General features: G+C 71.8%; 25 protein-coding genes. 4 read left to right on the top strand and 21 right to left on the bottom strand.

Annotated elements, in window-relative coordinates; translation table 11 throughout:
* The 13 genes from ABD211_RS24945 to pyrR all read right to left on the bottom strand — a co-directional run.
* The coding region (locus tag ABD211_RS24945) for a primosomal protein N' family DNA-binding protein (protein ID WP_486336263.1) at positions 1-1025 on the bottom strand (1025 nt) is incomplete at its 3' end.
* 271 nt (positions 1026-1296) lie between these two features.
* On the bottom strand, positions 1297-2490 hold the full coding sequence (gene metK / locus ABD211_RS24940; protein ID WP_344136715.1) for a methionine adenosyltransferase: 1194 nt from the start codon (positions 2488-2490) through the stop codon (positions 1297-1299).
* Positions 2491-2561: 71 nt separating this feature from the next.
* Entirely contained in the window at positions 2562-3767 is a 1206-nt protein-coding gene (coaBC, locus tag ABD211_RS24935; protein WP_344136712.1) for a bifunctional phosphopantothenoylcysteine decarboxylase/phosphopantothenate--cysteine ligase CoaBC, read from the bottom strand.
* 7 nt (positions 3768-3774) lie between these two features.
* Positions 3775-4041 (bottom strand): DNA-directed RNA polymerase subunit omega, encoded by a 267-nt coding sequence (gene rpoZ, locus ABD211_RS24930; RefSeq protein WP_344136709.1) that lies wholly within the window; start codon positions 4039-4041, stop codon positions 3775-3777.
* A gap of 37 nt (positions 4042-4078) precedes the next feature.
* Positions 4079-4666, bottom strand: coding sequence for a guanylate kinase (gmk, locus tag ABD211_RS24925; RefSeq protein ID WP_344136706.1), 588 nt, complete (start codon positions 4664-4666; stop codon positions 4079-4081).
* 79 nt (positions 4667-4745) lie between these two features.
* Positions 4746-5066 carry an integration host factor, actinobacterial type gene (gene mihF, locus ABD211_RS24920; RefSeq protein WP_344136703.1) on the bottom strand — a complete coding sequence of 107 codons (321 nt, stop codon included), beginning with the start codon at positions 5064-5066 and terminating at the stop codon, positions 4746-4748.
* A 135-nt stretch (positions 5067-5201) separates the two neighbouring features.
* Positions 5202-6065 carry an orotidine-5'-phosphate decarboxylase gene (gene pyrF / locus ABD211_RS24915; RefSeq protein WP_344136700.1) on the bottom strand — a complete coding sequence of 288 codons (864 nt, stop codon included), beginning with the start codon at positions 6063-6065 and terminating at the stop codon, positions 5202-5204.
* A gap of 36 nt (positions 6066-6101) precedes the next feature.
* Positions 6102-7142 (bottom strand): quinone-dependent dihydroorotate dehydrogenase, encoded by a 1041-nt coding sequence (locus ABD211_RS24910; RefSeq protein WP_344136697.1) that lies wholly within the window; start codon positions 7140-7142, stop codon positions 6102-6104.
* The gene (carB, locus tag ABD211_RS24905) at positions 7142-10480 is read right to left on the bottom strand and encodes a carbamoyl-phosphate synthase large subunit (protein WP_344136694.1); all 3339 of its coding nucleotides are present in this window, start codon (positions 10478-10480) and stop codon (positions 7142-7144) included. Before carB ends, ABD211_RS24910 begins: the two co-directional genes overlap by 1 nt.
* On the bottom strand, positions 10473-11594 hold the full coding sequence (gene carA, locus ABD211_RS24900) for a glutamine-hydrolyzing carbamoyl-phosphate synthase small subunit (RefSeq protein WP_344136691.1): 1122 nt from the start codon (positions 11592-11594) through the stop codon (positions 10473-10475). The genes carB and carA overlap by 8 nt, the downstream gene beginning before the upstream one ends.
* Positions 11591-12877 carry a dihydroorotase gene (locus ABD211_RS24895; protein WP_344136688.1) on the bottom strand — a complete coding sequence of 429 codons (1287 nt, stop codon included), beginning with the start codon at positions 12875-12877 and terminating at the stop codon, positions 11591-11593. The genes carA and ABD211_RS24895 overlap by 4 nt, the downstream gene beginning before the upstream one ends.
* Complete coding sequence (locus ABD211_RS24890; RefSeq protein WP_344136684.1) at positions 12874-13788, bottom strand: aspartate carbamoyltransferase catalytic subunit; 915 nt, start codon at positions 13786-13788, stop codon at positions 12874-12876. Before ABD211_RS24890 ends, ABD211_RS24895 begins: the two co-directional genes overlap by 4 nt.
* A complete protein-coding gene (gene pyrR, locus ABD211_RS24885; protein WP_425560522.1) occupies positions 13785-14345 on the bottom strand; it encodes a bifunctional pyr operon transcriptional regulator/uracil phosphoribosyltransferase PyrR in 561 nt (186 codons plus the stop codon). The genes ABD211_RS24890 and pyrR overlap by 4 nt, the downstream gene beginning before the upstream one ends.
* Positions 14346-14574: 229 nt before the next feature.
* Here pyrR and bldD point away from each other — a divergent pair, with 229 nt between their 5' ends.
* A complete protein-coding gene (gene bldD, locus ABD211_RS24880) occupies positions 14575-15063 on the top strand; it encodes a transcriptional regulator BldD (RefSeq protein ID WP_344136678.1) in 489 nt (162 codons plus the stop codon).
* 8 nt (positions 15064-15071) lie between these two features.
* On the top strand, positions 15072-15485 hold the full coding sequence (locus ABD211_RS24875) for a DUF6232 family protein (RefSeq protein WP_344136675.1): 414 nt from the start codon (positions 15072-15074) through the stop codon (positions 15483-15485).
* 59 nt (positions 15486-15544) lie between these two features.
* On the opposite strand, the gene nusB is transcribed toward ABD211_RS24875, so the two are convergent.
* The 4 genes from nusB to aroB all read right to left on the bottom strand — a co-directional run bounded on the left by nusB (position 15545) and on the right by aroB (position 18111).
* Positions 15545-15976, bottom strand: coding sequence for a transcription antitermination factor NusB (nusB, locus tag ABD211_RS24870; RefSeq protein WP_344136718.1), 432 nt, complete (start codon positions 15974-15976; stop codon positions 15545-15547).
* A 4-nt stretch (positions 15977-15980) separates the two neighbouring features.
* Positions 15981-16538 (bottom strand): elongation factor P, encoded by a 558-nt coding sequence (efp, locus tag ABD211_RS24865; RefSeq protein WP_344136672.1) that lies wholly within the window; start codon positions 16536-16538, stop codon positions 15981-15983.
* A gap of 71 nt (positions 16539-16609) precedes the next feature.
* Positions 16610-17035 carry a type II 3-dehydroquinate dehydratase gene (gene aroQ, locus ABD211_RS24860; protein ID WP_344136669.1) on the bottom strand — a complete coding sequence of 142 codons (426 nt, stop codon included), beginning with the start codon at positions 17033-17035 and terminating at the stop codon, positions 16610-16612.
* Positions 17032-18111, bottom strand: coding sequence for a 3-dehydroquinate synthase (aroB, locus tag ABD211_RS24855; protein WP_344136666.1), 1080 nt, complete (start codon positions 18109-18111; stop codon positions 17032-17034). Before aroB ends, aroQ begins: the two co-directional genes overlap by 4 nt.
* Positions 18112-18213: 102 nt before the next feature.
* On the opposite strand from aroB, the gene ABD211_RS24850 reads away from it, so the two are divergent.
* Entirely contained in the window at positions 18214-18717 is a 504-nt protein-coding gene (locus ABD211_RS24850; protein ID WP_344136663.1) for an NUDIX hydrolase, read from the top strand.
* Positions 18718-18772: 55 nt separating this feature from the next.
* Here ABD211_RS24850 and ABD211_RS24845 read toward each other — a convergent pair whose 3' ends face one another.
* A complete protein-coding gene (locus ABD211_RS24845) occupies positions 18773-19447 on the bottom strand; it encodes an alpha/beta fold hydrolase (protein ID WP_344136660.1) in 675 nt (224 codons plus the stop codon).
* A 28-nt stretch (positions 19448-19475) separates the two neighbouring features.
* Between ABD211_RS24845 and ABD211_RS24840 the strand changes: the two genes are divergently transcribed.
* Positions 19476-20249 (top strand): class I SAM-dependent methyltransferase, encoded by a 774-nt coding sequence (locus tag ABD211_RS24840; RefSeq protein WP_344136657.1) that lies wholly within the window; start codon positions 19476-19478, stop codon positions 20247-20249.
* Between the two features lie 4 nt (positions 20250-20253).
* On the opposite strand, the gene ABD211_RS24835 is transcribed toward ABD211_RS24840, so the two are convergent.
* From ABD211_RS24835 to ABD211_RS24825, 3 genes are read right to left on the bottom strand one after another with little or no spacing between them, the layout of a single operon-like run.
* Positions 20254-20772: a shikimate kinase gene (locus ABD211_RS24835; RefSeq protein ID WP_344136654.1), complete on the bottom strand. Its 519-nt coding sequence runs from the start codon at positions 20770-20772 to the stop codon at positions 20254-20256.
* A complete protein-coding gene (gene aroC, locus ABD211_RS24830; protein WP_344136651.1) occupies positions 20769-21947 on the bottom strand; it encodes a chorismate synthase in 1179 nt (392 codons plus the stop codon). Before aroC ends, ABD211_RS24835 begins: the two co-directional genes overlap by 4 nt.
* A 30-nt stretch (positions 21948-21977) precedes the next feature.
* Positions 21978-22928 carry a hypothetical protein gene (locus tag ABD211_RS24825; RefSeq protein WP_344136648.1) on the bottom strand — a complete coding sequence of 317 codons (951 nt, stop codon included), beginning with the start codon at positions 22926-22928 and terminating at the stop codon, positions 21978-21980.
* Between the last annotated feature and the right edge of the window lie 112 nt (positions 22929-23040).

The following is a 23040-nucleotide window of genomic DNA, read 5'->3' as shown; positions in this document are numbered from 1 at the left end:
CACGCGAGGCTCGGCAGCCGCGCCGACGCGGCACCGGGGTCGCGTTCGCGGTCGACGTCGTCACCGCAGGGGGCGACGGCAGGGGCCCGGTCGCGGATGGTGGCCCGGTCGGCCACGAGCTCGCGGGCCCAGCCGGACTCGACGAGCAGCTGCGCCTCGGCGCTGCGCGACGTGGCCGCGACCAGCGCCGCCGCGCCGGTCAGCTGCGCACGGGTGAGCAGCACCTCGCGCGCGTGCGGGTAGGGCGCGCGCGGCTCGGCGTGCAGGTCGTCGCCGTCGTCCCAGATCGCCACGAGCCCGATGTCGCGCACGGGCGCGAACGCCGCCGCCCGCGTCCCCGCGACGATCCGCACGTGCCCCCGGCTGACGGCCAGGAACCGCCGGTAGCGCTCCGCCGGACCGAGCGCGGCCTGCAACGTCACATGGTTGCCCGGCCCCAGGACGGCCGCGAGCGCGGCGTCGAGCCGGGTCAGGTCGCGGGCGTCGGGCACGACGAGCACGGCGCCCTTCCCGCCCGCCAGCGTCGCGGCGCCCGCCTCCGCCAGCCGGCGGGGCCAGTCCTCCCCGGGCAGTGCCCCCCACACCGCCCTCGGCGCGCGTCCGCCCTCGAGCGCCCTGAGGAAGGCCGCGCCGGCCGGATAGTCCCGCCAGCCGGTGCCCGCGCCCGCCACGCCGGGCTGCTCGCCGTCGGCGGCCGCCGGCTGCGCCTCCACCCGCGCATGCCTCGGGGGTACGGCCAGCCGCAACACGTCCGCGAGCGTGCCCGCGTACCGGTCGGCGACCGCCCGCGCGAGCTTCGCGACCTCCTCGGTGAGCACCCGCTCCCCCGAGATCACCTTGTCGAGGAACGTCAGCCGCCCGCCATGGGCGGACTGCTCGACGCGCTCCAGCAGGAACCCGTCGCGCAGCTGCCCCGCGAACCGCACCCGCACCCGGCACCCGGGCCGGGCGATGTCATCGGCGTCGGCCGGCACGAGATAGTCGAACGCCCGGTCCAGATGCGCGAGCGGCACGTCAACGGCCACCCGCGCCACCGGCAGCGCTCCCGCGGCTTCCCGCACCCCCACCCCGTCCCGCGCCTTCCCCGCGCCGGTCACGCCGACCCACTTTTGAATCTTGGGGGTGTTAACGGCCTATAAGACGTCCTCGGCCCCAAGATCCAGTGAGTGGTGGAGGCAGGGGGCGCGGGAGTCACGACCGCAGTCCTATCACCTGGTGGCGACTGTTCGCGGCCGGGACGCGTCGAGGGCCGCCGACCAACGTGGTCGACGGCCCTCGACGGACAGCGGAGGGTGCTCAGACGGCGGCGGCCGACTTGAGGTCGGCGACGCGGTCGGTGCGCTCCCAGGTGAAGTCGGGCAGCTCGCGGCCGAAGTGGCCGTACGCCGCCGTCTGCTGGTAGATCGGGCGGAGCAGGTCGAGGTCGCGGATGATCGCGGCCGGACGCAGGTCGAAGACCTCCTGGATGGCCTTCTCGATGCGCTCGACCGGCACCGACTCGGTGCCGAAGGTCTCGACGAAGAGGCTGACCGGGTGGGCCTTGCCGATCGCGTACGCGACCTGCGCCTCGCAGCGCTCGGCGAGCCCGGCGGCCACGACGTTCTTGGCCACCCAGCGCATGGCGTAGGCCGCCGAACGGTCCACCTTGGACGGGTCCTTGCCGGAGAACGCGCCGCCACCGTGACGGGAGTAGCCGCCGTAGGTGTCGACGATGATCTTGCGGCCGGTCAGGCCGGCGTCGCCCATCGGGCCGCCGACCTCGAAGCGGCCGGTCGGGTTGACCAGCAGACGGTAGCCCTCGGTCTCGAGGCCGAGGCTCTCCAGCTCGGGCTCGATGACGTGCTCGCGCACGTCGGGGGTCAGCAGCGAGTCCAGCGAGATGTCGGCGGCGTGCTGCGACGACACCACGACGGTGTTCAGCCGCACCGGGCGCAGGCCCTCGTACTCCACGGTGACCTGGGTCTTGCCGTCCGGGCGCAGGTAGGGGATCGTGCCGTCCTTGCGGACGGCCGACAGCCGCCGGGCGAGGCGGTGCGCGAGCGCGATAGGCAGCGGCATGAGCTCGGGCGTCTCCGAGCAGGCGAATCCGAACATCATGCCCTGGTCGCCGGCGCCCTGGGAGTCGAGCTCGCTGCCCGCCTCGCCGGTGCGCTGCTCGATGGCGCTGTCCACGCCCTGCGCGATGTCCGGCGACTGGGCGCCGATCGACACGCTCACGCCGCAGGAGGCGCCGTCGAAGCCCTTCTTGGACGAGTCGTAGCCGATGCGCAGGATCGTCTCGCGGACGATGGCGGCGATGTCCGCGTAGGCGGACGTGGTGACCTCACCGGCGACGTGCACCTGGCCGGTGGTGATGAGCGTCTCGCACGCGACGCGGCTGCGCGGGTCCTGTGCGAGCAGCGCGTCCAGGACGCCGTCGCTGATCTGGTCGGCGATCTTGTCCGGATGGCCCTCTGTGACCGACTCGGACGTGAAGAGGCGACGTGCCACAGTGCTCCTCGGGTCGTCAGTGTTTGGCTGAGTCTAACGGTGCGTGAAAGCGATCAGTCGGCTGGACTCGCTCAGCCTTGTGAGCTGAGACACGTCCTGACCAGGTCCCAGACGGCGTCGGCCAGGTCCTCCTTGGGCTGCTCGGCGAGTTCCACGCGGGAACCGTCGGCGCCCAGCACGACGGCGGCGTTGCTGTCCGTACCGAACGCGCGCCCCTGACCGACCTCGTTCACGACGATGAGGTCGGCCCTCTTATCGGCCAACTTACGCGCTCCGTGCGTCAATGCATCAGTCGTCTCAGCCGCGAAGGCCACGAGCACCTGCCCGGGCCGCTTCGCGGCGCCGATCTCGGCGGCGATGTCCGGATTGGTGACGAGTTCGATCGTCGGCGGCTCGGCGCCCGCGACTTTCTTGATCTTCTGATCCGAGTACGCCGCGGGGCGGAAGTCGCTGGGGGCGGCCGCCATGACGACCACGTCCGCGTCGGCCGCGGCGGCGAGCGTGGCCACGCGCAGTTCCTCGGTGGTGCCGACGCGCACGACGGCGACGCCGGCCGGATCGGCCAGGGCGCTGTTCGCGGCCACCAGGGTCACCCGGGCGCCCCGGGCGGCGGCGGTACGCGCGAACGCGTACCCCTGCTTGCCCGACGACCGGTTGCCGATGAAGCGCACCGGGTCGAGCGGCTCGCGGGTGCCCCCGGCGGTGATGACGACGTGCCGCCCGGCGAGATCCGCCGACAGATCACCGCGGGCGAGCAGCCGCCGGCCCACCGCGAAGATCTCCTCGGGGTCAGGCAGCCGGCCCTTGCCGGTGTCGGCGCCGGTGAGCCGGCCCGAGGCGGGCTCCAGCACGATCACGCCGCGCCCGCGCAGCGTGGCGACGTTGGCCACGGTCGCCGGGTGCTCCCACATCTCGGTGTGCATCGCGGGCGCGAGCAGCACCGGACAGCGCGCGGTGAGCAGCGTGTTGGTCAGCAGGTCGTCGGCCAGGCCGTGGGCGGCCTTCGCGAGCAGGTCGGCGGTTGCCGGGGCGACGACGACGAGGTCGGCGCCCTTACCGATCGCGACATGCGGCACGTCGTGCACGTCCTGCCACACCTCGGTGGCGACGGGCTGCCCGGACAGGGCCGCCCAGGTGGGCTCGCCCACGAAACGCAGGGCGGCGGCGGTGGGCACGACCCGCACGGAGTGCCCGGACTCGGTGAACAGGCGGAGCAGCTCGCAGGCCTTGTAGGCGGCGATGCCGCCGCCGACACCGAGCACGACCCGTGTGACCACGGGCCGGTCAGGGCTCGTTCGTCGGCTCGGCCGTGAGCAGGTTGCCGTTGATCTCGCGCAGGGCGATCGAGAGCGGCTTCTCCTGCGGCGTGGTCTCGACGAGCGGGCCGACGTACTCCAGGAGGCCCTCGCCGAGCTGGCTGTAGTACGCGTTGATCTGGCGGGCGCGCTTGGCCGCGAAGATCACCAGCGAGTACTTCGAGGACGTCTTGTCCAGCAGCTCGTCGATCGGCGGGTTGGTGATGCCCTCGGGATTGGGCAGGGTTCCGGACACGGTAAGAAAACCTCTAATCGAGAGAAAGCGGCGCGGCTCAGCTCACGACGACGCGCGAACCGAGCAATCCTAGCAACTCGTCCGCCGCACGCTCGACGAAGTCGTTGACGATCGTCGTGTCGAACTCCGGCTCGGCGGCCATCTCCTCCTCGGCGTGCGCCAGGCGGTGGCGGATGGTCTCCGCGTCGTCGGTGCCGCGGCCGATGAGTCGGCGCTTGAGCTCGGCGAAGCTCGGCGGGGCGAGGAACACGAACTGCGCCGACGACATCGTGTTCTTGACCTGGCGCGCGCCCTGAAGATCGATCTTGAGAAGAACGGGCTCGCCGTTCTCGAGGCGGGCCAGCACCGGGCCCCGGGGGGTGCCGTAGAGGTTGCCGGCGAACTCCGCCCACTCGAGCAGCGAGCCCTCGCGGACGTGGCGCTCGAACTCGGCCCGCGTGACGAAGTGGTAGTGCACCCCGTCCACCTCGCCCGGGCGCATGCGCCGCGTCGTGAGCGACACGGACAGCCACACCCACGGCGCGCGCGCCCGGACCAGCTCGATCACGCTGTCCTTGCCGACCCCTGAGGGGCCGGAGAAGACGGTGAGTCGAGCCGGTCCGGGGCGCGCGTCGTCTGTGTCCACTGCTTACTTTCTACCGGATGGTCGTCGTTCAGGTGGCGCGGCCACCGAGATTTAACGCGGCGGCCGCACCAACTGTCCGTCAACGACCGCCGGCGAACTCCGCGAGCAGGGCCTTGCGCTGCTGGTCACCGAGGCCGCGCAGGCGACGGCTCTCAGCGATCTTCAGCTTCTCCATGATCTGCGTCGCACGCACCTTGCCGATGCCCGGCATGGCCTGCAGCACGGCAGACACCTTGAGCTTGCCGACGACGTCGTCAGCCTCAGCCCGGTCGAGCACCGCCGTGAGCGTGGTCTTGCCCTGCTTGAGCTGCTCCTTGAGCTCAGCGCGGGCCTTGCGAATTTCCGCAGCCTTCTCCAGCGCGGCGGCGCGCTGCTCCGGGCTCAGGGTGGGAAGCGGCACCAGCGTCTCCTCAGGTCCCTTGTTGTGCACTGGGGGTTCCAGCGCTGCGAAAAACTAGTGCGCAAAGGACCGTTTGGCAATGTCACAACGCGTAATCCACCCAGCGTGTCGCGTTGTCCGCCTCGACAAATCGGGTCAAAATAGAGCTTTTTGGCACGCAGAAAGTGCCCTTTCCGCCGCGTCACGCAGGCCACTCCTGCTCGGTCCGTGGGAAAGGATCTCCCTCGAGTACGACGGCACGACGGCCCCGCGGAGGTCCCTGAAGAGTGCGCGCAGGTCGTCGGCGACCCCGCCCTGGGCCCCCAGACCGGGCACGAGAATCGGCCCGTTGAGGTCGCTCAGATCGTGTCCGGTGTCACCCACAGTGGCCCCCACGACGAGCCCGACGGACCCCAGAACGGGCGCCTTCGCGTTGCAGTAGGCCGCGTCGTCGATGATCATCTGTGCCACCGTCCGGCCGTCTGACGTGCGCGCATGCTGCACGGAAGCGCCTTCGGGGTTGCTCGTCAGCGCCAGCACGAACACCCCGGCGCCGTGCGCCTCAGCCTCGTCGATGACCGGCGCCAGCGAGCCGAACCCGAGGTACGGGCTGACGGTCAGCGCGTCCGAGGCCATCGGGCTCGCCGGGCTCAGGTACGCCTGCGCGTACGCCTGGACGGTGGAGCCGATATCGCCCCGCTTAGCGTCAAGAATCACTAACGTGCCCGCCTGTCGGGCCTGTCGGATAGTTGACTCCAGAACGGACACACCCGCCGCCCCGAAACGCTCGAAAAAGGCGGATTGCGGCTTCATCACGGCCACCCGGTCCGCGAGAGCGGCGACCACGGTGTCGGCGAACGTCCGCAACCCGTCCACGGAGTCGGGCAGCCCCCACCGCAGCAGGAGCCCGGCGTGCGGATCGATGCCAACGCAGAGCGGACCACGGGTGGCGAGTGCCTTGTGCAGCCGCTCGCCGAAACTTTCCTTTTCGGAGGGGGGTACGGGAGCCTCGTGCGTCATGTCGCGTCCTCCAGGGTCTTGTGACCGTGCGGCGGCTCAGCGCGCCGCTCGGGCGATGGCGCGGGCCAGCCCCGGCCCGCGGTAGATGAAGCCGGTGTAGAGCTGCACAAGGCTCGCTCCGGCGTCGAACAGGCGCGTGGCGTCGTCCGGGTCGAGCACGCCGCCGACGCCGACGATCGGCAGCCGCCCGCCGCTCTCGCGGTGCACGAACGCCACCACCTCGCGGGCCCGGCCGGTGAGCGGCCGGCCGGACAGGCCGCCGGCCTCGGCGGCGCGCGCGGCGTCGGACGCCGCCAGCCCGTCGCGGGCCAGCGTCGTGTTCGTGGCGATGACGCCGGCCACGCCGTGCTCCCCGCAGACCTCGAGGACCTCGCCGATGGCCGGCTCGGTCAGGTCGGGCGCGATCTTCACGAGGATCGGCACGCCGTCGGCGTTGGCGGCGAGCTCGCCGAGGATCTCCGCGAGGTGCGACCGGTCCTGCAGCGACCGCAGGCCGGGCGTGTTCGGCGAGCTGACGTTGACCGCCACGTAGTCGGCGTACCCGCGCAGTTCCTTCAGCGACGCCACGTAGTCGCCGGCCGCCTCCTCCAGCGGGGTGACCTTCGACTTGCCGAGGCTGACTCCCAGCGGCACCGGACGACCGCCCGCGCCGCGCAGCGGCAGCGACGTGGCCGCCAACCGCTGCGCGAGGGCGGACGCGCCCGCGTTGTTGAAGCCCATCCGGTTGATGACGGCCTCGCTGGCCGGCAGCCGGAACAGCCGCGGCCGGTCGTTGCCCGGCTGCGCGTGCCGGGTCACGGTGCCGACCTCGACGAAGCCGAACCCGAGCGCGGGCCAGGCGGGCAGGGCGAGCCCGTTCTTGTCCACGCCGGCGGCCAACCCGACCGGGTTGGCGAAGCTCACCCCGAACACGGTGCGCGGGGCGGCGACGGCGTAGCGGCGGCGCAGGGCGGCGAGCAGCGTGGGACGGCCCGACAGGGCCGCGAGCCTACGCAGGGTCCACTCGTGCGCCGCCTCGGCGTCACCGCCGCCGAGACGGAACAGGGTCGGCCGGGCGACCCTTTCGTAAACTCCCATCAGCCCCGCTCAGCCGCCTTGAGAGCCGCGTGGAGCTCCTGAAGAGGGGAAACCCGCATCTCACCCCGGATCAGCGCCTCGATGCCCATGACGGCCGCTGAGGCGCCCGGAACGGTGGTCACGCACGGGATGTCCGCGCCCACGGCGGCGCTGCGGATCTCGTAGCCGTCCTGGCGGGCGCCGCTGCCCTGCGGCGTGTTGATGACCAGCGCCACGTCGCCGTCGTTGATGAGCGTGACCGCGTCGCGGCCGCCCTCCGGCCCCTCGTAGTGCTTCGGCACGATCTCGCAGTCCACGCCGTGCCGGCGCAGCACCAGGGCGGTGCCGGCGGTCGCCGCGATCTCGAAGCCCAGGTCCGCCAGCCGCTTGATCGGAAACACCATGGCCCGCTTGTCGCGGTTGGCGACGGTGACGAAGACCTTGCCGGACGTCGGCAGCGAGCCGTACGCGGCGGCCTGGGACTTGGCGAACGCCCGCCCGAAGGCGGTGTCGATGCCCATGACCTCACCGGTCGACTTCATCTCCGGCCCCAGCAACGAGTCCACGCCCTTGCCGCCCGGGGTACGGAACCGTTTGAAGGGCAGCACCGCCTCCTTGACCGCGACCGGCGCGGCCGGCGAGGGCTCCCCGCCGTCGCCGCTGCGCGGCAGCAGGCCCTCGGCGCGCAGGTCCGCGATGGAGGCCCCGAGCATGATCCGGGCCGCCGCCTTGGCCAGCGGCACGGCCGTCGCCTTGGACACGAACGGCACGGTCCGCGACGCGCGCGGGTTGGCCTCCAGGACGTACAGCTGCTCGTCCTTGAGGGCGTACTGGACGTTGAGCAGGCCGCGCACGCCCACGCCGCGGGCGATCGCCTCCGTGTACGCGCGGACCTTCTCGATGTCGGCCGCGGCGAGCGTGATGGGCGGCAGGGCGCACGCCGAGTCGCCGGAGTGGATGCCGGCCTCCTCGATGTGCTCCATGATGCCGCCGAGGAACACCTCCCCGGACGCGTCGACGAGCGCGTCCACGTCGATCTCGATGGCGTCGTCGAGGAACCGGTCGACCAGCACCGGGTGCTCCGGCGAGATCTCGGTCGCCCGCTCGATGTAGCCGCGCAGCGTCGCCTCGTCGTACACGATCTCCATGCCGCGCCCGCCGAGCACGTACGACGGCCGCACGAGCACCGGGTAGCCGATCTCGTCGGCGATCGCCCTGGCCTCGTCGAAGCTGGTCGCGGTGCCGTGCGCCGGGGCGCGCAGCCCGGCCTCGCCGAGCAGCGCGCCGAACGCGCCCCGCTCCTCGGCCAGGTGGATCGACTCGGGCGTGGTGCCCACGATGGGCACGCCGGCGTCCTTGAGGCGCTGCGCGAGCCCGAGCGGGGTCTGCCCGCCGAGCTGCACGATCACGCCGACGACGCCCGGCCCGCCGGCCGCGGTGCCGCTGTCGTGCTCGGCGTGCCAGACCTCGAGCACGTCCTCGAAGGTCAGCGGCTCGAAGTAGAGCCGGTCGGCGGTGTCGTAGTCGGTCGACACGGTCTCCGGGTTGCAGTTGACCATGACGGTCTCGAAGTCGGCCGCCCGCAGCGCCTGCACCGCGTGCACGCACGAGTAGTCGAACTCGATGCCCTGCCCGATCCGGTTGGGACCGGAGCCGAGGATCAGCACCTTGGGCCGGTCCGACGCGGCGACCTCGGTCTCGGAGTCGTAGGTCGAGTAGTGGTACGGCGTCGCGGCCGCGAACTCGGCCGCGCACGTGTCCACGGTCTTGTACACGGGCCGCAGCCCGAGCCGGTGGCGCAGCGCGCGCACCCCGTCCTCGCCGGCCAGCTCGGGCCGCAGGGCGGCGAGCTGGCGGTCGGACAACCCGGCCCGCTTCGCCTTCCGGAAAAGACCCTCATCGAGTACGGGCGCCGCGACGATCTGGGCGCGCAGCTCCACGAGCCCGGCGATCTGATCGATGAACCACGGGTCGTACCCGCCCGCCGCGCACACGTCGGCGACGGAGGCGCCCAGCCGCAGCGCCCGCTCGGCGGTGTAGAGCCGCCCGTCGTGCGGGACCTTCAACGCCGCCAACGTCTCCGTGACATCGGAGGACGGGTCCGGCGTCGTCCAGAAGCCGGCGGCCTTGGTCTCCATGGAGCGCATCGCCTTGTTGAGCGCCTCGGCGAAGTTGCGACCGAGGCTCATCGCCTCGCCGACCGACTTCATCGTGGTGGTCAGCTCGGTGTCCGCGCCGGGGAACTTCTCGAACGCGAACCGCGGGATCTTCACGACCACGTAGTCGAGCGTCGGCTCGAAGGCGGCCGGCGTCTTGAGCGTGATGTCGTTGGGGATCTCGTCGAGCGTGTACCCGATGGCCAGCTTCGCGGCGATCTTCGCGATCGGGAAGCCGGTGGCCTTCGAGGCCAGCGCGCTCGACCGCGACACCCGCGGGTTCATCTCGATGACGACGAGGCGCCCGTTGTCCGGGTGGATCGCGAACTGGATGTTGCAACCGCCCGTGTCGACGCCCACCTCGCGCAGCACGGCGATGCCGAGGTCGCGCAGGCGCTGGTACTCCACGTCCGTCAGGGTCATGGCCGGCGCGACGGTGACCGAGTCGCCGGTGTGCACGCCCATCGGGTCGACGTTCTCGATCGAGCAGACCACCACCACGTTGTCGTGGTGGTCGCGCATGAGCTCGAGCTCGTACTCCTTCCAGCCGAGCACGCTCTCCTCGATGAGGACCTCGTGCACCGGGCTGGCCGCGAGGCCCCCGCCGGCGAGGCGTTCGAGCTGCTCGTCGTTGTGCGCCATGCCGGAGCCGAGGCCGCCCATGGTGAACGACGGCCGGATGACGACCGGCAGGCCCAGCTCGGCCACGGTCTCCCGGACCTCGTCCATCGAGTGGCACACCCGCGAGCGGGGCACCAGGTCGCCCTCCAGGCCCAACTTCGCACCCGCGAGCGCGACGATGTCCTTGAAGAGCTGGCGGTCCTCGCCCCGGCGGATGGCGTCGATGTTCGCGCCGATGAGCTCCACGCCGTACTTCTCGAGGACGCCCGCCTCGTGCAGGGCGACGGCCGTGTTCAACGCCGTCTGCCCACCCAGCGTGGGCAGGATCGCGTCGGGACGCTCCTTGGCGATGACCAGCTCGACGAACTCGGGCGTGATCGGCTCGACGTAGGTGGCGTCGGCGAACTCCGGGTCGGTCATGATGGTCGCGGGGTTGGAGTTGACCAGCGAGACACGCAGGCCCTCCGCCCGCAGGACCCGGCAGGCCTGGGTGCCGGAGTAGTCGAACTCGCAGGCCTGGCCGATGACGATCGGGCCCGAGCCGATCACCATGACGTGCTTGAGATCGGTCCGCTTAGGCATGCGCGGGCGCTCCTTCGATCAGTTCCACGAAGCGGTCAAAGAGGTAATCCGCGTCGTGCGGCCCCGCTGCCGCCTCCGGGTGGTACTGCACGGTGAAGGCCGGGACGTCGAACGCCCGCAACCCCTCCACCACGTTGTCGTTGAGGCACACGTGCGACACCTCGACCTGACCGAACTCGGTGTCGATCCGCTCACCGACCGGCGCGTCGACGGCGAAGCCGTGGTTGTGCGAGGTGACCTCGACCTTGCCCGTCGTCTTGTCCATGACGGGCTGGTTGATGCCGCGGTGGCCGTACCCCAGCTTGTAGGTTCCGAAACCGAGCGCCCGGCCCAGGATCTGGCTGCCGAAGCAGATGCCGAACAGCGGCACGCGCCGACGCATCACCTCGCGGGCCAGCTCGACGGGGTGGTCGGCGGTGGCCGGGTCGCCGGGGCCCGGCGAGAAGAACACCGCGTCCGCGCCCGTGGCCAGCAGGTCGTCGATGCTCGACGTGGCGGGCAGCACGTGCGTGGTGACGCCCCGGGCCGCGAGGCGCCGCGGCACGTTGTGCTTGATGCCCAGGTCCAGCGCGGCGACCGTGAACCGGTGCTCCCCCTCCGCCGCCACGGTGTACATCTGCGGGGTCGTGACCTCGGCGGACAGGTTGGCGCCGAGCATCTTGGGGGCGTTGCGCACGCGCAGGAGCAGTTCCTGCGGGTCGCGCTCCACGGTGGAGATGCCGACCCGCATGGCGCCGCGCTCGCGCAGGTGCCGGGTCAGCGCGCGGGTGTCGACGCCGCTGATGCCGACGACGCCCTCCGCCGCGAGCCGGGCCTCCAGCGAGCCGGTCGCGCGCCAGTTCGACGGGATGCGCGCCGGGTCGCGGACCACGTAGCCGGCCACCCAGATGCGGCGCGACTCGTCGTCCTCGCCGTTCACGCCCGTGTTGCCGATGTGCGGCGCGGTCTGGATGACCACCTGCCGGTGGTACGACGGGTCGGTCAGGGTCTCCTGGTAGCCGGTCATCGCGGTGGAGAACACCGCCTCGCCGAACGTCTCGCCCTCGGCGCCGAACGCCTCACCGCGGAACGTACGACCGTCCTCCAGAACGAGAATCGCCTCGCTGCGTGTCACCGGACCGCCTTTCCTTCAAGCACCGTGGGTACGCCGCGCAGGAACGTCGCCACCACCCGGCTGGGCAGGGTGAGCCCGGCGTAGGGGGTGTTACGGCTGCGGCTGGCACTTGCCGCCGGGTCCACGCTCCATCGCACGGCCGGGTCGACAAGCGTGAGGTTCGCCGGCGCGCCGGCGACGAGGTCGTTTCCGTGCTCGGTCAGCCCCGCGATGCGGGCCGGCACGCGCGACATGCGGTCCACCAGGCCGGCCCAGTCCATGAGGCCGGTCTCCAGCATCGTGGCGACCACGACGGACAGGGCGGTCTCCAGGCCGACCATGCCCGGCCGGGCGTACGCCCACTCGCACTCCTTGTCCTGCAGGGCGTGCGGGGCGTGGTCGGTGGCGACGACGTCGATCGTGCCGTCGGCGAGGCCGAGCCGCAGCGCGGCCACGTCCTCGTTGGTGCGCAGCGGCGGGTTCACCTTGAACACCGGGTCGTACCCGCCGGCCTTCTCGTCGGTGAGCAGCAGGTGGTGCGGGGTGACCTCGGCGGTGACCCGGATGCCGCGCTTCTTGGCCCAGCGCAGGATCTCCACGCTGCCGGCCGTGGACACGTGGCAGATGTGCAGGCGGGCGCCGACATGCTCGGCGAGCAGCACGTCCCGGGCGATGATCGCCTCCTCGGCGACCGCCGGCCAGCCGGTCATGCCCAGCCGGGCCGACTCGACGCCCTCGTGCATCTGCGCGCCCTGGGTGAGCCGGGGCTCCTCCGCGTGCTGGGCGATCACGCCGTCGAACGCGCGCACGTACTCCAGCGCGCGGCGCATGAGGCGCGGGTCGTGCACGCAGTGTCCGTCGTCGGAGAAGATCCGCACGGCGGCCGCCGACTCGGCCATCGCGCCCAGCTCGGCGAGGCGCTCGCCGGCCAGGCCCACCGTGACGGCGCCGATCGGCTGCACGTCGACCAGGCCCGCGTCGCGGCCCAGCCGCCACACCTGCTCGACCACGCCCGCGGTGTCCGCGACCGGGTCGGTGTTGGCCATGGCGCAGACGGCCGTGAAGCCACCCAGCGCGGCGGCCCGCGAGCCGGTCTCGACGGTCTCCGCGTCCTCCCGGCCGGGCTCGCGCAGGTGCGTGTGCAGGTCGACGAGGCCGGGCAGGGCGATCAGCCCGTCGGCGTCGATCACCTCGGCGTCGCTTCCACTGATCGAGCCGGTCTCGACAATGAGGCCGTCGCGCAGCAGCAGGTCCGTGGGGTCGCCGCCCGGGGTCCGGGCGCCCTTGATGAGGTACGTCGTCATGCCAGCCCTCCGAGCATGAGGTAGAGCACCGCCATGCGTACGGAGACGCCGTTGGCGACCTGTTCAACAATGGTCGAGCGGGCCGAGTCGGCCACCTCGGGCGCGATCTCCATGCCCCGGTTCATCGGACCGGGGTGCATGACGATCGCGTGGTCGGGCAGCGCCCGGGCGCGGACGGCGTCGAGGCCGTAACGGCGGGCGTACTCGCGCTCGGACGGGAAGTAGGAGTCGGTCATCCGCTCCCGCTGCACGCGCAGCATCATCACGACGTCCGAGGCGGGCAGCACCGCGTCGAGGTCGAAGCTCACGTCGGCCGGCCAGGCGTCCACCCCGACGGGCAGCAGCGTGGGCGGCGCGACCAGCGTGACGTGCGCGCCGAGGGTGTGCAGCAGGTGCACGTTGGACCGGGCGACCCGGCTGTGCAGCACGTCGCCGACGATGGCGACCTTGAGGCCCGCGATGCGGCCGAGCCGGGCCCGCATCGAGTACGCGTCCAGCAGTGCCTGGGTCGGGTGCTCGTGCGTGCCGTCCCCCGCGTTGATCACCGTGCCGTCGATCCAGCCGGCGAGCCGGTGCGGGGCGCCGGACGCCGAGTGCCGGATGACGACCGCGTCGGCGCCCATCGCCTGCAGGGTCAGCGCGGTGTCCTTGAGGCTCTCACCCTTGGAGACGCTCGACCCCTTCGCCGAGAAGTTGATCACATCGGCGGACAGCCGCTTGGCGGCCGCCTCGAATGAGATCCGGGTCCGGGTGGAGTCCTCATAGAAGAGGTTCACCACCGTGCGACCGCGCAGGGTCGGCAGCTTCTTCACCTCACGCCCGGCGGTGTCCGCCATCCGGGTGGCCGTGTCCAGCACGGCGGTGGCCGTGTCCCGGTCGAGGTCGTTCACCGACAGAAGGTGCCTGATCACGCGTTTACCTCCCCCGACTCGATGGTGATCTCGTCGGCGCCGTCGGTCTCGGCGAGGCGCACGCGGACCTTCTCGTCCAGCGACGTCGGCAGGTTCTTGCCGACGTAGTCGGCGCGGATGGGCAGCTCGCGGTGGCCCCGGTCGACGAGGACGGCCAGCTGCACCAGGCGCGGGCGGCCCAGGTCCGACAGGGCGTCCAGCGCCGCCCGGACCGTGCGGCCGGAGAAGAGAACGTCATCGACGAGGATGATCCGGTGCCCGTCGATGCCGCCCGGGGGCAGCTCGGTGGGGCCGACCGCGCGGGCGCCGCGCAGGCGCAGGTCGTCGCGGTAGAGAGTGACGTCTACGCTGCCGACGGGGACCTCGATGCCCTCGAAGGCGCGGACCCGGGCGGCGAGGCGGCGGGCCAGCGGCACGCCCCGGGTGGGCACGCCCAGCAACATGGTGTCGCGGGCGCCGTCTGTTTTTTCCAGTATCTGATGCGCGAGCCGGTCAACCACCCGAGCGAAATCCGTACTCGAGACGATGGTCTTGCCGGCTGGATCCGGGTGCGACAAAACGGACCTCCTTTCCCGCCTCACGGGACGGGTCGTTAAAGGACGTCAAACAGGGTTTCACGGTCGCGGTGCACACCGTGGGCCGTACGGCCGATGATGATCCTACCAACGTCCCTGATCAACGAAGCTGCTGGGCAGGACTACTTGACCGCTCGCCCCAACGCACGTACCGTCACGCTCCGTAGCGATCGCTGGGGAGAACCCCCAGGACTGTGACTGGGAGTGTCCGATGCCCTCTGAGTACGCCAAGTCCCTCGGTGCCCGACTTCGTTCGATCCGCCAGCAGCAGGGACTGTCGCTGCAGGGCGTCGAGGAGAAGTCGGCGGGGCGCTGGAAGGCTGTCGTCGTCGGGTCGTACGAGCGCGGTGACCGTGCCGTGACCGTGTCCCGCCTGGCCGAGCTGGCCGACTTCTACCGCGTGCCCGTCGCCGAGCTGCTGCCCGAGGGCGCCGGGACGCCCTTCGAGCCGGCCGGCAAGATCGTGCTCGACCTCGAGAAGCTCTACGACCAGACCCACGAGGAGCTGGCCTACGTCGCCAAGTACGCGCGCGCCATCCAGCAGCAGCGCGGCGACTACAACGGCCGGGTCCTCTCGATCCGCGCCGACGACCTGCGCGCGCTCGCGATCGTCTACGACCAGTCCCCCTCCGGCCTGGTGGAGCGCCTCACCGAGCACGGCGTGCTCGTGTCCGACCCGCGGGCCCTGTTCAACAACTGACGCGCGCCGTGCGCACCCTCTTCGACGCGGGTGGCCTACAGGTCACCGAGGAGTGGGTGCGCTACGGCCGCGGTCGGGTCCCCGTCGCGGCGATCCGCGAGGTGTGGGTGGCCCGCCCGCCCCGGCCCGACCGCCGCTGGCCCGCGATCGCGGGGGCGCTGACGCTGCTCGCGGCCATGGTCGCCGGGTTGATCTTCCGCGCCTGGCTCGCCGAGTACTGGCTGGCCGCGCTCCTCGTCGGCCTGGCCGTGGTCGCGTTCCTGTTCTGGGCCGTCGGCCTCGACGTGCTCACGTACCACATCGAGCACCGCGACCACGACCTGTGGATCTCCGACGGCCGCCGCCGCCTCCACATCTGGCGCCACAACGAGGTAGAGGTCAACAAGGCCCTCCGCGCGATCAACCGCGCCCGCGACCTCTGAACGCGGAGTGGGCGGTCACGCGCCGAACTCCGCGCGTAACCGCCCAACCGCCTGCCTACCTACGGGGTGGCGAACTCCGCGATGCGGCCCAACAGGCCGTTGACGAAGCGGGGGGAGTCGTCCGTGGAGAGCTCGCGGGCCAGCTCCACCGCTTCGCTGATCGCCACCGCGTCGTCGATCTCGTCGTTGTAGAGGAGCTCGAAGACGGCGATGCGGCACAGGTTGCGGTCGACCACCGGCATCCGCTCGATCGTCCAGCCCTCGGCGTAGCTGGCGATCAGCTCGTCGATGCGTAACGTGTGGTCGGCGACCCCGTCAACGATCGTGACCGCGTAGTCCATGTGGTCGGGCCGGTCGGCACCCATCCGGGCGAGGGTGTCATTGAGCACCTGCCGCGGCGACATTTCCCGCAGGTCGGCCTGGTAGAGCACGTCCAGGGCGCGCCGGCGGGACTTGCGCCGCGAGGGGTTGAACGTGGTGGGCTGCGACATCAGGTCAGGCGCGACCGAGGTAGCGGCCGTCACGGGTGTCGACCTTGATCTTCTCGCCGGTGGAGATGAACAACGGCACCTGGACGGTGGCGCCCGTCTCCACGGTGGCCGGCTTGTTGCCGCCGGTCGACCGGTCGCCCTGCAGGCCCGGCTCCGTGTAGGTGATCTCCAGCACGACCGACGTCGGCAGCTCGATGTAGAGCGGCGCGCCCTCGTGGGTGGCGACCACGGCCTGCGCCTCGGGCAGCAGGTAGTTGGAGTTCTCGCCGACGGTGGCGGCCGACACGTGGATCTGGTCGTAGGTGTCCAGGTCCATGAAGATGTAGTCCTCGCCGTCGACGTAGAGGAACTGCATCGTGCGCTTGTCGACGGTGGCGGTCTCGACCTTGGTGCCGGCGTTGAACGTGCGGTCGACCACCTTGCCGGAAAGGACGTTCTTCAGCGTGGTCCGCACGAAGGCCCCGCCCTTGCCCGGCTTCACGTGCTGGAACTCAATGACGGCCCACAGCTCGCCGTCGAGGTTGAGAACCAGGCCGTTCTTGAGGTCATTCGTCGTGGCCATGCCGGTGTGTGTCTCTTTCCTGTTGAATGGGGAGTTTCGCGCCGATATACGCGCGGGACAACCCCGAAAGTCTACCGTGTGGCGAGGTGGAGCAGCGCCAGCCGGTACCCGTCGACGCCGAGCCCCGCGATCACCCCGGTCGCGACCGCCGACACCACGGAGTGGTGGCGGAACTCCTCGCGGGTGTGGATGTTGGACAGGTGCACCTCGATGAGCGGGCCGTTGAGCATGGCGCACGCGTCCCGCACGGCGATCGAGTAGTGCGTCCAGGCGGCCGGGTTGAGCACCACGGCGGCGCGCTCGTCGGCCGCCGCGTGCAACCAGGAGATCATCTCGTGTTCGGCGTCGGTCTGGCGCACCTCGACGTCGAGGCCGTTCTCCTTGCCGACCCGCACGCACATCCCGGCCAGGTCCGCGTACGACGTGAGGCCGTAGATGTCGGTCTGGCGGGTGCCGAGCCGGCCCAGGTTGGGGCCGTTGAGGACGTAGACCTTCACCGGGCCACCGCCGCCCTGTAGACCTCGGCGAGCAGCTCGTCGGCCGGGCCCTCCAGGATCCGGGTGGACCCGAGGCCGTCGAGCACGACGAAGCGCAGCGTCGCGCCGCGCGCCTTCTTGTCGACCCGCATCGTCGCCAGCAGGTCGGGCCACGCGTCGGCCCGGTAACTCGTCGGCAGGCCGAGCAGCTCCAGCACCGCGCGGTGGCGGGCGGCGACGGTGTCGTCGATCAGCCCGGAGCGGCGCGACAGCTCGCCCGCGAAGATCAGGCCGACGGAGACCGCGTGGCCGTGCCGCCAGCCGTAGGACTCGACCTTCTCGATCGCGTGGGCGAGCGTGTGGCCGTAGTTGAGGATCTCGCGCAGGCCCGCCTCGGTGAGGTCCTCGGTCACCACCCGGGCCTTGACCCGGACCGACCGCTCGACCAGCTCGCGCAGCACCGGGCTGGCCGGGTCGGCGGCACCGGCCGGGTCACCCTCGATGAGGTCGAGGATCGCCGGGTCCGCGATGAACCCGCACTTGACCACCTCACCCAGGCCGGCCACCAGGTCCGCGCGGGGCAGACTGTCCAGGGTGGACAAATCACAGAGTACGCCCGACGGCGGGTGGAACGCGCCCACCAGGTTCTTGCCCGCGGCCGTGTTGATGCCGGTCTTGCCGCCGACCGCCGCGTCGACCATGCCGAGCAGCGAGGTGGACACGGGCACCCAGCGCACCCCGCGCAGCCAGCACGCGGCCACGAACCCGGCGAGGTCGGTCACGGCTCCCCCGCCGACGCCGATGACGGCGTCCGTGCGGGTGAAGTTGGCCCCACCCAACGCGTCCCAGCAGCGCCCGGCCACGTCGAGACCCTTGCCGGCCTCGGCGTCGGGCACCTCGATGGGCAGCGGCGACATGCCCGCGGCGCGCAGGGTGTCGGCGACCTTCGCGGCCACCGGCGCCAGCGGCGCGGCGTGCAGCACGGCCACCTGCGCCGCGCCCTTCACCAGGCCCGGCAGACACGGCAACAGGTCACGCCCCACGAGCACGTCGTAGGGTTGCGCGCCGCCGATTCCAATGGTGGTCATCTCGTCCATCGACGAAGAGCCTACGCGGTCGCCCAGCCCTCCGAGCAGCGCGCCTCGCCCGTTCCCACCCGGCAGGGGTCGTCGTCGCCTACGGCGGCTACATTCGTGCGCGTGGCAATCTCGGAGTACGTGGCTGGCCTTCGCACGTTTGTCGGCAACGGCCTGCTGATGCTGCCGAGCGCCTGCGCTGTCGTGCTCGACGAGGACGGACGGGTCCTCCTGGAGCGGCGGGCCGACACCGGGACGTGGGCCTTGCCGGCTGGCGCGATAGACCCCGGCGAGCAGCCGGCAGACGCGGCGGTGCGCGAGGTGTACGAAGAGACCGGGGTGCATATCGCGGTGGAGCGCCTCGCCGGGGTGATCCTGCGTGAGGTCACCTATCCGCACGGCGATGTCTGCCAGTACCTCACGGTGTGGTTCCGCTGTCGGGCGGTCGGCGGGCACGCCGCCGTCAATGACGAGGAGTCCCTGGCCGTGGGCTGGTTCAACCGCGAGGAGCTGCCGGAGCTTGACCCGGTGGACCGTCTGCGTGTCGACGTCGCCCTCGACGACACCGCGCCGGCCTGGTTCGCCGTTCCCGGGCAGGACTACGACTGGCTGCCGTCGCGCTCCTGACAGCTCGCGACAACGTGCCGTTGCAGCACCGGTTCCACACGGGTTCGACAACGTTTCAGCGCCGGTGCACCTCATCCAGAACGGTGCGCACGGCCGCGATGAACTCGGCGGGGCGGTTGGTGTGCACCTGGTGGTCGGTGTCGATCGCCAGGTAGCGCCCGCGCGGGAACCGGGCCGCCATGTCGACGAGCAGGCGCTGCGGGATGTGGCTCGCGGACCCGCCGACGACCAGCGTCGGGCACGGAACCTTGGCGATGTCGGCCCACCAGGCCGGGTCGGGCGCCATGATGTCGGCGTAGATGGCCGGGACGACGTCCCAGTCGTAGGGCAGCGGCCCGTCGGGGCGCTCGCCGGCGTCGCGGGGCAGCGGCACGGGCGGCGGCGGGTCCTCCAGCACGAGCGCCGCGAACCCGTCCGGCCGGGCCTGCGCGGCGAGCAGCGCCACGACGCCGCCCATCGAGTGCCCGACGAGGACGGGCCGCCGGTCGATCAGATCCAGCTTCTCCAGGGTGAGCAGCAGGTCGTCGCGCATGAGCGCGAAGCCGTACTCCCCCGGCCAGGCGCTCGCGCCGTGCCCGCGCTGGTCGACGGCGACCAGCCGGGCCCGGTCGGCCAGGCCGGCCGCGACCACGTCCCACGTGTCGGCCGAGCTGGTCAGCCCGTGCAGCAGGACGACCGGCGTCGCGGCCGGATCGCCGCTGTCCCGGTGGACGAGCACCACCCCATGCATAGAGCGAAGCGTAACTAGGGTGGTGCGCATGGCTGACGTCCGCACCGCCGCCGAGCGCGGCTCGGTGTCGTTCGACCCGATCGCCGACCGCTACGACGAGACCCGCGGCGGCGAGGCCCGGGGCGAAGGAGTCGCCGACGACCTCGTGCCGTGGCTGCCTGAGGGCCGGGTGCTGGAGGTCGGCGTCGGCACCGGGGTGGTGGCGAAGGCGCTGCGCGCCCGGGGCCTCAACGTGGTGGGGGTCGACCTCTCGCCGCAGATGGCCCGGCGCGCGGTCGGCCGGCTCGGGCCCCGGGTGACCCTCGGCGACGCGCACGCCCTGCCGGTTGCCGACGCCAGCGTCGACGCGGTGGTCATGGTGTGGGTGCTGCACCTCGTGGGCGGCATCGAGGGGGCGCTGGCGGAGGCCGCGCGGGTGCTCCGCCCCGGCGGCCGGGTGGTCGCGGTCCACGACGCGCCCACGGCCACCGCGACGGACATCGACGGGGCGTTCACCAAGCTCTTCGGCCCGCTGCGCGACAGTCGGCCCGACTCGAAGGAGACGGTCGCGGCCGCCGCGTACGCCGCCGGGCTGACCACGCTGCACCAGGGCGACACGACCCGCTACACCCTGGGCCGCGCGCCCGAAGCGATCGCCACCGAGATCGAGACCCGCACCTGGTCGTACCTGTGGAACTTCGACAACGAGCGGTGGCAGGCCTACGTCGTGCCGGTGCTCACCGAACTGCGCGCGCTACCCGAACCCGACCGGGTCCGCGAGTTCGAGCAGTGGCACGGCCTGTCGGTCTTCGCCAGGCCGTGACCGCCTACCAGTTGCCGTTGCCCGCCACGGCGGCCACGATCTCGTCCGCGATCTCCTCGGGCGTGCGCCCGTCGGTCTTCACGGTCAGCCGGGCGACCTCGGTGTAGAGCGGGCGGCGCTGCTCCAGCAGGTACTTGAGTGTGGCGCGCGGGTTGATTGCGAGCAGCGGCCGGCCGGCGCCGAGCCCGACGCGGCTGACCGCGTCCGACAGCTCCACGCTGAGGTAGACGACCCGACCGCCGCGCAGCAGCGCGCGGGTCTCCTCGGCCAGCACCGCGCCGCCACCCAGCGCAAGGACGCCGTCGAACTCGGACAGCGCCGAGGCGACGGCGGCACGCTCCAGCGCCCGGAAGTGGTCCTCGCCGTCGTCGACGAAGATCTCCGGGATCGGCTTGCCGGCCGTCGCCTCGATGTCGGAGTCGGTGTCGCGGAAGCCCACGTTCCAGTGCTTGGCCAGCAGCTCCCCGACCGTGGTCTTGCCGGCCCCGGGCGGGCCGACAAGGACCGCGACAGGCCCACTCATCGGATGACCAGGTTTTCCAGGTACCCGTCGAGGTTGCGGCGGATCTCAGCGACCGAGTCGCCGCCGAACTTCTCCAGCACCGCCTCGGCCAGCACCAGGGCCACCATCGCCTCGGCCACGATGGCCGCGGCCGGCACGGCGCACACGTCGGAGCGCTGGTTGATGGCGGTGGCCGGCTCGCCGGTCGCCACGTCCACGGTGGACAGCGCCCGGTTCAGCGAGGAGATCGGCTTCATCGCCGCGCGTACCCGCAGGGGTTCGCCGGTGGTGATGCCACCCTCGAGCCCGCCGGCCCGGTCCGTCACCCGGCGCACCCCGGACGCCGTCGGAATGATCTCGTCGTGCGCCTGCGAGCCACGCGAGCGCGCCTGGGTGAACGCGTCGCCGATCTCCACGCCCTTGATCGCCTGGATCGAGCAGAGCACCGCGGCGAGGCGGGCGTCGAGCTTGCGGTCCCACTGCACGTGGCTGCCCAGGCCCGGCGGCACGCCGTAGGCGAGGACCTCGACGATGCCGCCGAGGGTGTCGGCGTCCTTCTTCGCGGCGTCGACCTCGGCGACCATGCGCTCGCTGGCCTCGGGGTCGAGGCAGCGCAGCGGGTCGGCGTCGATGCGCTCGGCGTCCTCCGGGCGGGGCAGCAGGCCGGGCTTGGCCGCGACCGAGCCGAGTTCCACTACGTGGGACACGATCTCGATGCCGACGGCCTGCTTCACCAGCGCCTTCGCGACCGTGCCGATGGCGACCCGGGCGGCCGTCTCGCGGGCGCTGGCGCGCTCGAGGATCGGGCGGGCGTCGGTGTGGCCGTACTTCTGCATGCCGGCCAGGTCGGCGTGGCCCGGGCGGGGGCGGGTCAGCGGCGCGTTGCGGGCCTGCGCGGCGAGCAGCTCCGGGTCCACCGGGTCGGCCGCCATGACGGTCTCCCACTTGGGCCACTCGGAGTTGCCGACCCGGATCGCCACCGGGCTGCCCAGCGTGAGGCCGTGCCGGATGCCCCCGATGATCTCCACGACGTCCTGCTCGAACGCCATGCGCGCGCCCCGGCCGTAGCCGAGGCGGCGGCGGGCCAGCTCGTGCCCGATCTCCGCGGTCGTCACGGCGACGCCCGCGGGCACGCCCTCCAACATCGCCACCAACGCGGGCCCGTGTGACTCTCCCGCGGTCAACCAGCGCAGCACGAACTCCACCTTCCGCAACAGTTACCGCGGTCAGTCTGTCACGTTCGGGTCGTACCAGGTCGCCTGGCCCCTCGACCGGGCGAGCGCCACGAGCCCCAGACCCGCCGTGACGATCAATGGGACGCCGTCGCGGATCAGCCCGTCGACGCCCAGGAGGGCGAAACAGAAGAACGGCTGCGCCACCAGCACAACCACGCTGATGAACCCCACGACCCACCGGGCCCACCGGTGCCCGCGCAGCACGAAGTACGACGCGACCGCCGCGACGTACCCGCACACGGCCGTCAGCAGGAACCAGGCGATCAGCAGCCCCAACGTCACCGGCGCGGACTGCCGCCGGTGCGACGTGAACGCCTCCCCCACCGCCACGATCAACGGCACCGACAGCAGCGCCGCGTAGGTCACGGCCGCCACCCGCACGGTCAGCACCCACGCCGGGATGTGCCGGCGCACCGGCCGCCCGGTGAGGTGCTGATGGACGGCGTCCGACCGGTACAGCAGCCACACGACGAACGCGCACTCGGCGGCAAGAACGAAAAACGACACCAGCACGGGTACGGGCGGCAGGAAGTCACCCGTGCGGGGTTCGGCCAGGCGGGCCACCGCGAAGACCGTCGTCACGGCGAGGATCAGCCCGAACGGGCGGGACGCGAGGCGGCCGTAGCGCACGGCCCGCATGAGCACCAGGAAGCCGATCACCCGCAGCAGCGCCCAGAAGCTGCGCACCAGCAGGCTGAACCCGAGCTCGCGCGTGTACCGGAGGTTGACCACCTCGACGATCACCACCGTGGCGGCGGTGACGAGCAGCAGCGCCCGCAGCCACCGGCTGGCCGGGGTCGGCGGCACGGGCCGCTCGCGCGCGAACAGCCGCGCCAGCCACGGCGGCAGGTCGGCCCGCCCCGGCGGCCCCGGCGGCCCTACGACCTCCCCGACCAGCGGCTCACCGGACGGCGGGGCATCGCGCAACGACTCCTGAGCCATGCCGCTGATACTCCCCCACCGGCGCCCCCACGACACACCAGCGTCCCGAGATCTTGGACTCAGGTGTCGGCTGGACTTTCGCACTTTCTTGATCAAATGGCATCGCCGGCCC

Source organism: Luedemannella flava (assembly GCF_039528515.1).
GTDB classification, from domain to species: Bacteria; Actinomycetota; Actinomycetes; order Mycobacteriales; family Micromonosporaceae; genus Luedemannella; species Luedemannella flava.
This window is presented reverse-complemented; position numbering and strand designations above follow the sequence as displayed.